This is a genomic window from Bacillus sp. UNCCL81 (genome assembly GCF_900112535.1).
In the GTDB taxonomy this organism is placed as follows: Bacteria; Bacillota; Bacilli; order Bacillales; family Bacillaceae_G; genus Gottfriedia; species Gottfriedia luciferensis_B.
The window spans coordinates 125,444-138,312 of record NZ_FOMF01000009.1; the positions used below are offsets into that span (position 1 = coordinate 125,444).

Below are 12,869 nucleotides of genomic sequence, written 5' to 3' on the forward strand. Positions count from 1 at the left end.
CCTCCGTTTAGTAGTAAAAACCTCTATTTTTATAGAACTCGAACAGTCCTGATTTTCTTAAATTACTGACTTTCATTTGAATAGCTGCTTCAGTTTTTTCAAGTGCAAAAGCTACCGTCTGTAGATCGTCAGCTTCGTAGTATTTACATAGATACTCAAGCTCGTCTTCAGTGAAGTTTTTGCCATGCTTCTGATGGAATTCTGGATGATATTGCATTCGATAGTTTTCATCGTATACATAACCTCTTCCAATTTTCTCCCTCCTATTGCATATTCCAGGAGTCAACGCATATAATTAAAGTTCCTACGCTTTATTAAATGGCTGACCTTTGGTTAGCTGTTTTTTATGCATTTGTACTAAAACAAATTTCACGAATGTACTCTTCAAAACAATCGTTATTATCATGAATCTTTTCACCATTTGGATGTCTAAGTATTTCATCACCTTTATAGATGTTTTCTTTACATCCTATGCATTCACCGACGATTTCCATTGTCTTCACCCCCCTTCAAAGTTATGACAGTTTTCAATCATCAAATTTCGCGAAGGATCTAAAATTTAAACTAAGCTAGCTCTCCAAGCATTTATGTAATTGATCGCTTCTTCGTACTCATGTTTGCGAATATCTCTAAAACTATTTACAGCAAAAGCATTTTTTAAATCTCTACCAATAGCAGCATGAACTTTTGGAACAGTATCTAAAATATCTTTGTTAATTGTTCCGTTATTCCATAATTGATAAACTCGCTTATTTTTAGCGTTTTGGACCATTCTTTGTTGGCCGAAATCTAATGTAAGTTGGTTGTTCACCTTTTCTTCTAATGAAACTAATCTTTCATCTTGTTTCATCATTTCATTTGTCATGGTATGGATCATTCGTAATGGTGTCATTGGTGGTAATAGTTGAGTTACTACCTTTTCCATTTCATGAAATTTATCTACATAAGCTGCTGTGAATAAGATTCCTTTTTCACCAGTCATTTTATTTGCTACCATATCGCAACCTTTTTTAGTAAGTAAGAAACATGGTTGTTTTTGTTTTCTTGAATTTAGGTATTCACTTGATAAAAAGAAATTTTCACTAGGAAGATTTGCCGAGTGAAGCGTTTCTGCATACTTACGAATTGATTTCATTAAATCGCTATGATCTCTCCCAACCATTTCCGAAACTTCTACCGAACTAATAACATTTACTCCGTTGTGATTAACTACTTGCAAAGTACTCATTAAATTTCATCCTCCCCTGGTTCCCATAAAAAAGATGTGAATTTATCTTTAAGCCATTGTGGACCAGATGCTACTACAATCAAGATTCCTGTAAAGCCACCAGCGATTAACAGACCCATACCGTATAAAGAAAGCATAATCAAGCTCCTTTCTTTTCTTTTTTAGCTAATATTCTTGGAAGCGAAGTACTAGCCATGTGTAAAATCATTAACCTTAAAGCTTCTTTCGAAGGTTGATTCTTCATATTGTTCCTCCTGGAATATGTATGAGTTTCTTGGACTTAACCTGTAAAAAAAAGTGACTCTATTGATGTTTCTAGAATCTCTGCTAATTTAAAAGCATCTGATAACATTGGCTTTGAATAGCCATTCTCCCAATTTGAAACAGTCGTTTTTTCTCTTTCAAGAAAATCTGCCAGTTGTTTTTGCGTATAACCTTTTCTTTTTCTGGCCAAAATTAAAGCATGATTCTTTTCCATGTTATCCTCCTTTCTGAACCCATTGTCCAAGTAACTTGGATTCCATACCTTTACTATAAATCCAAGTTACTTGGATGTCAACAATAATATCACAATTTTCTTGTACTATATTTCATTTTATTTAGTAATGAAGTACAATTTACTTGTACTCGGTCCTTATACCTTGGATAATCACCTAAAAGGAGGGAGATGTCATGTTATCAGAGAGACTGAAAGAATTGAGAAAAAGAAGTAAACTAACTCAAGATCAACTTGCTAAAAAGGTTAACACCAAAAAGACTACAATTTCGAATTACGAAACTGGTTACAGCACACCATCTAATGAAATGTTAACTGATTTAGCAAAAGTATTTGAAGTTTCAACAGATTACTTGTTAGGAGTAGACTCGCAAACAGTTAATACTATAGATGATTTAGATTGGATTGAAGGTGTACAAATACTTCAAAGAGCAAACAAAAAGCTGTCACCTAAAGAAAAAGCAAGAATGATTCGAATGATTGAAGCTTTATTAGACGAAGATGAAGATGAAGATTGATAAAGTTTAAAAAGGGTGACGGGGAAATGTATGTACGTTGTGATTTGATTAAAGAATTAGCAAATAAAACTTTACTAGACATGAATATACTACATCCACCAGTAGATGTAAGAACTCTACTTGGTCAACATTTTAAAATAAAGTATTCAGAAGTTATTGAAGATGGATTGATATACAATAGACCTGGTTTGAAAAAACCAGTTATTTTTATTAATCCATCTAAATGTGAAGGTAGAACAAATTGGACCTTTGCACATGAATTAGGACACATCAAATTAAGACATTTAGAAACCTTTAATATAGATGATTTGTCAGATTTCGAACATGCAATCATTGAAAGGGAAGCTCATATTTTTGCTGCTGAACTTCTGATGCCTTATAAATGGTTAAAGCACTATTGGAAATTGTACCCGCAATATAACAAAGTGAATGCGATCACTAAGTTATTTGGGGTTTCTAAAGAAGCATTGATAAATAGATTAATTGAAAAAAATATATTAAAAAACAATGAAGAACTAATGCTGTATTTTCCTTACTACTATAAAAAACTTAGATACAGAGTTAACAACACTACTTATCAGGAATATACAGAAGGTTTTTATTCGGGAACAACTTTAGATGATGATTTTTATGAAGAAGAATCAATAGAATTATCCAAGACTAATTAGTAGTCATTTTTTTACTAAATAAAACAGAACATATGTACTATCCTTGCGTGTTAAAGGGAAAAAGAAAGTAATTTGAAATTAAATTAGCTTTTATCTAACAACAAGTTAATAACAAAATATCGTTAATAAAAAATAAAGAAAATTTGAAAAGGGATTGGTGCAATGAAAACTGCAATATACGTCCGTGTTTCTACAGAGGAACAAGCTCAAGAAGGTTATTCTATCCAAGCACAAAAGAACCGATTACAAGCATATTGTGATTCCCAAGATTGGGAAATTGTTGGTTTTTATGTAGATGAAGGTATTTCTGCAAAAAATATGGAAAGACCAGAATTAATAAGAATGAACGAACACATTGAAATGGGTTTAATTGAATGTGTATTAGTATTCCGTCTAGATCGTTTAACACGATCTGTATTGGATTTATATAAATTACTAGAACATTTTGATAAGCATGATTGTAAATTCAAATCAGCTACAGAAGTTTATGATACTACAACAGCAATGGGTAGACTATTTATAACCATTGTAGCTGCACTTGCTCAATGGGAGCGCGAAAATACTGGTGAACGAATCAAAATAGGATTAGAGGAAAAAGTTAGACAAGGTAAGTATGCTGCTCATGTTAAACCATTTGGTTATTCATTAGATAATGCAACTGGAGAATTAACGATCATTCCAGAAGAAGCAAAAGTAGTGCAAAAAATCTACAATCAATATCTAGAAGGTTTAAGCACTAACAAAATATGTTTAAATATGATAAAAGATAATGCACCTGGTATAGTGTGGAATGATAATGCAATATTTAGAATCATACGTAATCCACTTTATAAAGGTTCATTATGGTGGGGGAAAAATACAGAAAATTATTTCGAAGTAGATAAAGCAGTTCCTGCTATCATACCAGAAGAAGTATGGGATAAAGTTCAGCTTCATATTGATATGAGAAAACCCAAACATCCAAGACAAGCAACTAGTGATTATGTATTTTCTGGCACTTTAAGATGTGGTATATGTGGAAGAGCTTTAGTTGGAAGTAAAATTACATCTACAATTAAAACAGGAAAGAAAACATATAAAAACTATCGTTGTAGAGCTAGGTATTTTAAAGAATGCAACATGAACGTTTCAGACAAGATTGTCGAAGCATTGTTTTTAGATTATGTAGGTAACATAAAATATTATGATGAAGTTAATGAAACAATGAATCAAGTTAGCAGCTCATTAGATTCCACTCCAATCTTAGATGAAAGAGCAGAAATTGAACAAGAATTGAAATCAATCGTTAAACGTAGAAAGAAATGGCAATTCGCTTGGGCAAATGATCATATTAATGATAAAGAATTTACCGAACGAATGAAAGAAGAAAATGACAAAGAGAAATATTTAAAGGAAAAACTAAGTAATGTGGCTACACCAATTGAATTACATTCAAATGAAGAAATCCAAGAGATTTTATTAAATATAAAAGAAAATTGGTACGATATGACCGATTATGAGAAGAAAACACTAGTTAATATTTTGGTAAAGTCATTTGTAGTTGTTAGAAAACCTGGAAAAAAGACTAGATATGAATTCTTTATAGAGAGCATTGAATTTAATTGATGTTCTATTTATATTAATATTTTTATTTAGGTCTATTACTAGCTTTAGTCCCCGGTAACTACTTCCGAAGTAAGCACAGCTTCTTTCAATAATTTCAATCGGTTTCATTAAAACATAAAAATTATCATCTGTTTCGTATACCTTTGAAATCACAACTAAATCGACCGTAAATTCCGGAATGATTGCCATTGTTGACTTATTAATCTCGTACTCATTTAATACTTTAACTTGTCCTTTCACATGATTCATCTTTACAACTCCTTCTGTTATTAGTATTGAAATGTTAAATTTTGTTGGCTTCAAGAATATTTTTTAAAGTTAATTTAAGACCAACAATTAAGTTTAACAACATCAGATAAAGAAATTTTTAACATGAAGTATAGTAGCAACATTGATGTTAGAGAAATAATATCATAAATCTTTATTTGTAAAATCATTTTTTAAATACTTTAACAAAAGTGTCATTGTTTACTAAATTTTAGGATAAAAGCCAATAGAAAAACCACCTTTCTCACAAGTGAAAAAAGTGGTTTTTTACTAATTAATTAGATGAAAATTGTTGTTCTTCAGTAGAGCCTTTAAGAGCTGTTGTTGAAGAAGTTCCTCCAGTAATAATTTGAGCTACTTGATCAAAATATCCTGTTCCAACTTCGCGTTGATGTCTTGTTGCAGTGTATCCAAATTGTTCACTTGCAAATTCAGCTTGTTGAAGTTCTGAATATGCTCCCATTCCACGATCTTTGTAATTTCTAGCTAATTCAAACATGCCAAAGTTTAACGCGTGGAAACCAGCAAGGGTAACGAATTGGAATTTATAACCCATTGCTGCAATTTGTTGTTGGAATGTCTCGATTGTTTCGTCATCTAGTTTCTTCTTCCAGTTAAATGAAGGTGAACAGTTATAAGCTAGTAATTTACCTGGGAATTTAGCATGAATAGCGTCTGCAAAACGTTTTGCATCTTCTAGGTTTGGCTCTGACGTCTCACACCAAACTAAGTCTGCATACGGTGCATAAGCAAGACCACGAGCAATTGCTTGATCTAACCCCGCTTTCGTACGATAAAAACCTTCAGGTGTTCTTTCACCTGTAATAAATTGTTTGTCGACTGGATCAATATCACTTGTAATTAAATCTGCTGCATCTGCATCAGTTCGTGCAACAATAAGTGTAGGGACTCCCATTACATCCGCTGCTAAACGCGCAGAGATTAAGTTACGAACCGCCGTTTGTGTTGGTAATAATACTTTCCCACCTAAATGGCCACATTTTTTCTCCGAAGACAATTGATCTTCAAAATGTACACCTGCTGCTCCCGCTTCGATCATACTTTTCATTAGTTCAAATACATTTAATTGCCCACCGAAGCCAGCCTCTGCATCTGCCATAATCGGTGCGAAGTAGTCGATTTCTTCTCCACCTTCAACATATTGAATTTGATCTGCACGTTGGAAAGCCTGATTAATTCGTTTTACAACTGCTGGTACAGAATTTGCCGGATATAAGCTTTGATCTGGATACATTTGACCGGAAAGATTCGCATCAGCAGCTACTTGCCAACCACTTAAATAAATAGCCTTCAAACCTGCTTTTACTTGTTGGATTGCTTGATTTCCAGTTAATGCTCCAAGTGCATTAACATAACTTTCTTCATTTAAAAGCTTCCATAATTTTTCCGCGCCTTTTTTTGCCAGTGTTTGTTCAATATCGATTGATCCTCTTAATTTAATTACATCTTCAGCAGTGTATGTTCTTGTAATGCCATTCCATCTAGAATCAAGCTCCCAGCTTTCTTGTAATTCAGCAATACGCTTTTCACGATTTTTCGTCATATTCAATTCCTCCTAATTTTATAAAAAGTTATATCCTTTTAAAGTCAGAAAGTCAGCAAATTCATCTTTGCTAATTAACTCATCAAATAATTCAATTGCTTCATTAAATCGTTTTGCTTCAAATTGTTCTTTCCCAATTTCTAGTTGAAGCTTCATCATTTCTTCATTTTTTAATGAATCCACTAACTGTAAAGTAATGTTTGTACCATCCTCTAATACACCTTTTTCATGACGCACCCATTGCCAAATTTGCGCACGCGAAATTTCAGCAGTCGCAGCATCCTCCATTAAATTGTATAGCGGCACCGCACCTCGACCACTTATCCATGCTTCAATATATTGAATCGCAACTGTTATATTTGTTCTGAGACCTTGTTCAGTAATAACCCCACTAGGAATCTCTAAAAGATCGGCCTCCGTTACATTAACATCCTCACGTTTTCTATGAATCTGGTTTGGTGTAGGCATATATCGATTAAACTGTTCAAGAGCTACAGCTACTAAACCAGGATGAGCTACCCAAGTACCATCGTGTCCATCCTTTGCTTCACGCTCTTTATCTTTTCTTACCTTCTCAAACGCAACATCATTTCGCTCTTTATCATCTTTAATTGGAATTTGAGCTGCCATTCCTCCAATTGCTGGAGCATTTCTACGATGACAAGTTTGAATAACTTTTTGAGAATATGAACGCATAAAAGGTACTTCCATCGTCACAACAGATCGATCAGGTAAAATAATTGATTTGTCGTATCGCATCATTTTGATAAAGCTAAAAATATAATCCCATCTGCCGCAATTAAATCCTGCTGAATGATCCTTTAATTCATAAAGTATTTCATCCATTTCAAATGAAGCTGCAATTGTTTCGATTAATACAGTTGCTTTAATCGTTCCAACAGGTATATTCAATTCATTTTGAGCAAATAAAAAAACATCATTCCATAGTCTTGCTTCCAAATAACTTTCCATTTTTGGTAAATAAAAATAAGGTCCTGAGCCGTTTTCTATTGCTTGTTTCGCATTATGAAAGAAATAAAGTCCAAAATCTACTAAGCTACCAGACATATTTTCACCATTTACAGTGATATGTTTTTCTTCTAAATGCCAGCCTCTTGGTCGTACTAATAGTACAGCTGGCTTCTCTTTTAACTTATATGTTTTTCCATTTGAATGAAGTGAAATTGTTCGGTTCACAGCATCTCTTAAATTAACCTGACCTGAAATGATATTTTCCCAAGTTGGAGAAGTAGCATCTTCAAAATCAGCCATGAAAACAAACGCATCAGAATTCAATGCATTAATAATCATTTTTCGATCAACTGGTCCTGTTATCTCTACTCTTCGATCTTGTAAATCCGCTGGAATAGGTGCAATTGTCCATTCACTTTCACGAATGTGTTTTGTCTCTTTTAAAAATTGGAGCTTACCCCCATTTTGTAAAAAACTCATTCTTTCTTTTCTGTTTAATAACAGCTGTTTTCTACGTTGATCAAATTTCAGATGTAATTGCTCTAAAAAACTTAATGCTTCGGTCGTAAGAATGTCAGTTGAACCCTCTACATGATTACCTAAAACTTTGATTTTTGAAAGTTCAGTTGTCATATGATCCCTCCATTCAGTTATATAACAGATATTGTTTACTTATGTTATTATATAACAGTATATTCGGATTTGATATTAAATTCTGAAAATATTTCCAAAAGAATTTTCGACAGCTCAACTATTTAAATAATGGATGTTTATATTAATTATTTAAAAAAACACCCCTTAAGGATGTTTTTAGACGAGTGTCTATCTTATCTCGGTAATCCACTGATACCCAAATTATTTTATTTAAATCGAGAGGTCCCACCCATTGTCTTTAATAAAGTTTAGTAAAAGTATAATAAATGAATATGACACATTTATAGTGTTGATCCTATTTATAATTAAGACAAATGAAGGGCTTTTCTATAATACAAAAAAAGCTTGTAGATATTGGTACAATACCAATCAATCTACAAGCTAATTTTAATCTATTTATTATTGTTTCTTTTTTCAGCAGCTTCTAAATACTGCATTCTTTCCAACATTGTCGGATGATCATATCTAAACAATTTCACTAAAAATGGTGGATTTACTTGAGACAAACTGTTTTTGGATAACTTTTGAAACGCTATAATCCCTGCCTCTGGATCATGTGTTAGCTTAACTGCATATAAATCTGCTCTTTTCTCGGCACTTCTAGAAAATGCATTTGATATCGGATCAGAAATAAAGCTTACAATTCCACTAATGATTAAAAATAAGGTTAGGATGACCGCCATTTTTTCGTTTGAATGACTGCTCCTACTCTTTGATAGTACATACTTCATTAATAAATGAATGATATATAGACCGACTAAACTACCTGCTAATATACCAAACATTGATTTATAGATGTCTTTATGGACGTAATGTGACATTTCATGCGCCATGATGAACATAATTTCATCTTCAGTAAGCCCTTTGAGAGTTGTATCCCATAATACAATCCTAGCGTTTTTACCTATACCAGTAACATATGCATTATATGTAGTTGTCTTAGTGGACATATTTACTTCATATACCCGATGTGCAGGAATATTTGCTTCTTTAGCAAGGGTAATAATTTTCTTTTCTAAATTTTTATCTTTTAGTGGATAAAAATCATTATATAAGGGATCAATTACTACAGGCTGAATAAACGTTAAGAAAATCGTAAAAGGAATACTTAATAGCCATGCAGTTAGCCACCATTTCTTTGGTTGTTTCTTGATTAATAAATATACAACATACATTACAAAAAACATCATTGCAAAATTTATCCAAAAACTAATCATTTCATCCTTCATCCACGCATTAAATGATTGAACAGATAATCCGTATTTCGTCGATAATTTAAAACGATATAAATCAATTGGAAATGAAACGATATATGTAGCGACCGATACAAAGAAGAAATATAAAAAAACTTGTATAAACTTAAATCTAGTCAATTTAGATAATGAGTCACCTAATCTTTCAATTGATCCACTTAATAATAAAAGTGATAATACAATCCAATCAATTGGTAAGCTAATAAAGTAAAGTACATTTTTTAAAGTGCTATAACTAGAGCTTAAATTAGCTTCCTTATGATTCATGAATGTATGTGGATCAACGAATGTTCCTTTATATTTTGAAGGTAGGTCAGAAGTCGTAAAAACATAAAAGTATAACAGGACTAAAATGATATAAATGAGATAACCTAGACAGATGAATTTTGTTAATTTAGATTTAGTTGCTTTTTTCATAAAATCTCCCCCCATTCTATATTATCAACTTTGTCCAATTTTTTAGAACTTCAACCTATTATATTTTTTAAATACTTCTTTCTCTTATGCTCTATTAAATTAAAGATGTGTCCTTTATCAGACGTACAAAGATTCGTCCAGTTCTTGGGTGAAAGTTTGAGTTATATTCTTTCAGAGTTAGGTGATGAATAGTCCTGTATCAATTCATTTAATTTTAGAAGAATTATTGCTATTTGCTAGATTTTCATTTGAAAGGATCAACTTATGTCCCATTTTTAATGTGTAATACCTTTACTGGTATGGGTTATCGTTTATCTTAATTGCGGTTTTCTTGATTTTAATTGCTGTTTTGACAATTTTTATTGCAGATTTACTATTTTTATTTGCAGTTTTAATAATTTTATTTGCAGATTTCCTATTTTTATTTGCAGTTGCCTTTTATTTGCAGTATTTACTTGTTTATTTGCAATTTAGATTTTATGTACTAATTTCCAATGCAAAAAGAGAGAGCATCAAAAAGTGCTCTCTCCTCTATACCACGATTTATTGTCTAACGGAATCTTTCAATGCTCTTCTAAGTATTTTACCAGTTGCATTTTTTGGTAGCTCCGGAATGAACTCTATTGATCTTGGTACTTTATATTTTGCTAAGTGCGCCTTGCAGTACTCTGCCAAGGTTTCCACACTTAATGATGGATTTTTTGAAACAACATAGGCTTTTACACTTTCTCCAAAATTATCGTCTGGTAGCCCAATCACCGCACATTCAACAACATCTGGATGATTGTAAATTACCTCTTCGACCTCACGAGGGTATACATTATAGCCGCCAACAAGAATCAATTCTTTTTTTCGATCGACGATATAGAAATAACCATCTTCGTCAATTCTTGCTAGGTCACCAGTATATAACCAGCCATCTCGAATGGTCATTGCCGTTTCTTCTGGCATATTATAATAGCCTTTCATTATATTTGGTCCACGGACGATTAATTCACCCACTTCACCAACTGCTACTTCTTCACCAAGAGCATTTACAACTTTATTTTCTACATTGCTAATATTTGTCCCAATTGATCCTGCTTTTCTAGGACGGTCTAATGGATTAAACGTCGTAACAGGTGAGGCTTCTGATAATCCATAACCTTCAGAAATAATAACTTTAAATTTCTTCTCAAAATTCTCTAATAATGCAACCGGCAAAGATGAACCACCTGAAACGCATAGTCGGATTGACTCAAAGTCTTCTGTCTTTCCTTCAGGGAATTGATATAAGAAATTATACATTGTCGGCACACCTGCAAATACAGTTGCTTTGTATGTACGAATAATATCAAATATTTCTTTTGGGCTAAATTTAGGCACTAAAATAACAGTAGCTCCATACATTAAAGGCGCGTTTAAAGCTACAGTTAAACAAAATACATGGAAAGCTGGTAAAGTTGCAATAACCTTTTCTGTATTTGAAAAACTTAAGAAGTGTCCAGCATCCATAGCATTCGAATATAAGTTTTTATGCGTTAACATAGCTCCTTTTGGTTTTCCTGTTGTACCAGAAGTATATAAAATGACTGCTAAATCATCTTCATGTAATGCAGGTCCTTTGAAGTCTATATCTCCAAGTCCAACTACATTTGTAAACGATTTCAATTTATTGTTCTCAAATTCATAAGGATTTTCTTGTTTTGTTTCACAAATAATGAAGTGATCGATATTAGGAAGAATCGGTGAAGCTTTTTCTACTAGTGGAAGAAATAAGTCTAAGGTGATAACTGCTTTTGCGTCGCCGTTTGTTAATATGTATACTAATTCATCTGGTGCATATAGAGGATTGACCGGTATTACAGCCGCTCCAACCTTCAGGGCACCATATAGTGCTATAATAAAATGAGGAGAATTACCAACAACTAGAGCTACTTTATCTCCTTTTTCAATCCCTAATTTTGAGAGGCCACTCGCAAATTTTGTAATATAAGCCTCAAGTCTTGAGTATGAAAATGTCTGCCCTTCAAAGATAATAGCAGAATGTTCAGGATGCCTTAAAGCTGATTGTGACAGTGTTTCAACTAAATTCAATAAAAACTACCCCCTTTAAATATAAAAATTTAAAATATTCTAAATATATTATATTGCTAGAATACAATTCTGACAAGTGAGAAAACTAGCACTTTTTAGACTTCTAATTTTTTAACAAACAAAAAAAGAGTAGTTCCCTACTCCTTTTTTAAAATAATAAACTCATAAATTCTTCTTTCGTTACATTACCAAAGTAATGGGTAAAATTTACTTCATTTAGTTTATTTTCAATCTCTTGTTGATCAAATTTACTACCAATCAGAAGCTGTTCTATATCAGACACATCCCCTACCCCAAAGAAGTCACCATAAATTTTAACGTTCTCAATGATTCCTTTGTTTACATCTAGACGAATGTCAATTGAACCAGCTGTAAATCTTTTACTTTGTTGAATATTGCATTTAGGAGATTTCCCAAAATTCCAATCCCAATTTCGGTATCTACTTTCAGCAAGTTCTTTAATATTTTTTAAATCCTCATCTGTCCATTCGTATCGTTCTATTTTTCCATGTTCTTTAAAAATAGATTGTAAAATTAAATCTTTAAATTCTAGGATTGTTAAATCGTCTTTTAAAAATTCCTTAATGTTCGCGACTCTACTTCGGACTGATTTAATTCCTTTAGATTGGATTTTTTCTAGCTTTACGTTTAATGCATTGACAACTTCATCTATATCACTATCAAATAATAATGTACCGTGGCTAAACATTCTACCTTTAGTAGAAAATTGTGCATTACCTGAGATTTTCCTACCTTCTGCTAATATATCATTTCTCCCACTTAGTTCAGCATTCACACCGAGTTCCTTTAATGCCTCGATTACCGGCTCAGTAAACTTTCTAAAATTATGAAAGCTGTCACCATCATCTTTTGTAATAAAACTAAAGTTAAGATTTCCTAAATCATGATATACCGCTCCACCGCCAGATAATCTACGTACTACATGAATATTATGTTCATTTACATATGAAGCATTAATCTCCTCGGCTGTATTTTGATTTTTACCAATAATGATTGATGGTTCATTAATATAAAATAAAAAGTATGTATTTTCAGGATCTAGGTTTTTTAGCGCATATTCTTCCATCGCTAAATTTAATGTTGGATCCGTTATTCCCCTATTATCTAAAAATAGCATGTGTATCCTCCTA

The 12,869-nt window shown here is 32.5% G+C and carries 14 protein-coding genes; 3 read left to right on the forward strand and 11 right to left on the reverse strand.

Annotated features, from left to right (window positions below; all coding sequences use genetic code 11):
• Nucleotides 1-7: 7 nt before the first annotated feature.
• From BM319_RS18760 to BM319_RS18770, 5 genes are all read right to left on the reverse strand, one after another.
• Nucleotides 8-217 carry a hypothetical protein gene (locus BM319_RS18760; protein WP_091024133.1) on the reverse strand — a complete coding sequence of 70 codons (210 nt, stop codon included), beginning with the start codon at nucleotides 215-217 and terminating at the stop codon, nucleotides 8-10.
• A 127-nt stretch (nucleotides 218-344) separates the two neighbouring features.
• Complete coding sequence (locus BM319_RS24820) at nucleotides 345-494, reverse strand: hypothetical protein (protein WP_175495648.1); 150 nt, start codon at nucleotides 492-494, stop codon at nucleotides 345-347.
• Between the two features lie 65 nt (nucleotides 495-559).
• The gene (locus BM319_RS18765; RefSeq protein WP_091024135.1) at nucleotides 560-1,228 is read right to left on the reverse strand and encodes a Rha family transcriptional regulator; all 669 of its coding nucleotides are present in this window, start codon (nucleotides 1,226-1,228) and stop codon (nucleotides 560-562) included.
• Nucleotides 1,228-1,365: a hypothetical protein gene (locus BM319_RS24825; RefSeq protein WP_175495649.1), complete on the reverse strand. Its 138-nt coding sequence runs from the start codon at nucleotides 1,363-1,365 to the stop codon at nucleotides 1,228-1,230. The genes BM319_RS18765 and BM319_RS24825 overlap by 1 nt, the downstream gene beginning before the upstream one ends.
• A 143-nt stretch (nucleotides 1,366-1,508) precedes the next feature.
• Nucleotides 1,509-1,706 carry a helix-turn-helix transcriptional regulator gene (locus BM319_RS18770; protein ID WP_091024137.1) on the reverse strand — a complete coding sequence of 66 codons (198 nt, stop codon included), beginning with the start codon at nucleotides 1,704-1,706 and terminating at the stop codon, nucleotides 1,509-1,511.
• A gap of 194 nt (nucleotides 1,707-1,900) precedes the next feature.
• Between BM319_RS18770 and BM319_RS18775 the strand changes: the two genes are divergently transcribed.
• From BM319_RS18775 to BM319_RS18785, 3 genes are all read left to right on the forward strand, one after another.
• Nucleotides 1,901-2,242, forward strand: a complete 342-nt coding sequence (locus BM319_RS18775) for a helix-turn-helix domain-containing protein (protein ID WP_091024140.1) — start codon at nucleotides 1,901-1,903, stop codon at nucleotides 2,240-2,242.
• Nucleotides 2,239-2,910, forward strand: coding sequence for an ImmA/IrrE family metallo-endopeptidase (locus BM319_RS18780; protein WP_091024142.1), 672 nt, complete (start codon nucleotides 2,239-2,241; stop codon nucleotides 2,908-2,910). The genes BM319_RS18775 and BM319_RS18780 overlap by 4 nt, the downstream gene beginning before the upstream one ends.
• Before the next feature lie 162 nt (nucleotides 2,911-3,072).
• Nucleotides 3,073-4,515, forward strand: a complete 1,443-nt coding sequence (locus BM319_RS18785) for a recombinase family protein (RefSeq protein WP_091024144.1) — start codon at nucleotides 3,073-3,075, stop codon at nucleotides 4,513-4,515.
• Here BM319_RS18785 and BM319_RS18790 read toward each other — a convergent pair.
• The 6 genes from BM319_RS18790 to lplA all read right to left on the reverse strand — a co-directional run bounded on the left by BM319_RS18790 (nucleotide 4,441) and on the right by lplA (nucleotide 12,856).
• Nucleotides 4,441-4,764, reverse strand: coding sequence for a competence protein ComK (locus BM319_RS18790; protein WP_091024146.1), 324 nt, complete (start codon nucleotides 4,762-4,764; stop codon nucleotides 4,441-4,443). The genes BM319_RS18785 and BM319_RS18790 overlap by 75 nt on opposite strands.
• 292 nt (nucleotides 4,765-5,056) lie before the next feature.
• Nucleotides 5,057-6,346, reverse strand: coding sequence for an isocitrate lyase (aceA, locus tag BM319_RS18795; protein WP_091024148.1), 1,290 nt, complete (start codon nucleotides 6,344-6,346; stop codon nucleotides 5,057-5,059).
• Nucleotides 6,347-6,364: 18 nt separating this feature from the next.
• The gene (gene aceB / locus BM319_RS18800) at nucleotides 6,365-7,951 is read right to left on the reverse strand and encodes a malate synthase A (RefSeq protein WP_091024150.1); all 1,587 of its coding nucleotides are present in this window, start codon (nucleotides 7,949-7,951) and stop codon (nucleotides 6,365-6,367) included.
• A 413-nt stretch (nucleotides 7,952-8,364) separates the two neighbouring features.
• Nucleotides 8,365-9,642 (reverse strand): M48 family metallopeptidase, encoded by a 1,278-nt coding sequence (locus tag BM319_RS18805; protein WP_069032939.1) that lies wholly within the window; start codon nucleotides 9,640-9,642, stop codon nucleotides 8,365-8,367.
• 543 nt (nucleotides 9,643-10,185) lie between these two features.
• On the reverse strand, nucleotides 10,186-11,718 hold the full coding sequence (locus BM319_RS18810; RefSeq protein WP_091024152.1) for a fatty acid--CoA ligase family protein: 1,533 nt from the start codon (nucleotides 11,716-11,718) through the stop codon (nucleotides 10,186-10,188).
• 148 nt (nucleotides 11,719-11,866) lie between these two features.
• Complete coding sequence (gene lplA / locus BM319_RS18815; protein ID WP_091024155.1) at nucleotides 11,867-12,856, reverse strand: lipoate--protein ligase; 990 nt, start codon at nucleotides 12,854-12,856, stop codon at nucleotides 11,867-11,869.
• Nucleotides 12,857-12,869: the final 13 nt, after the last annotated feature.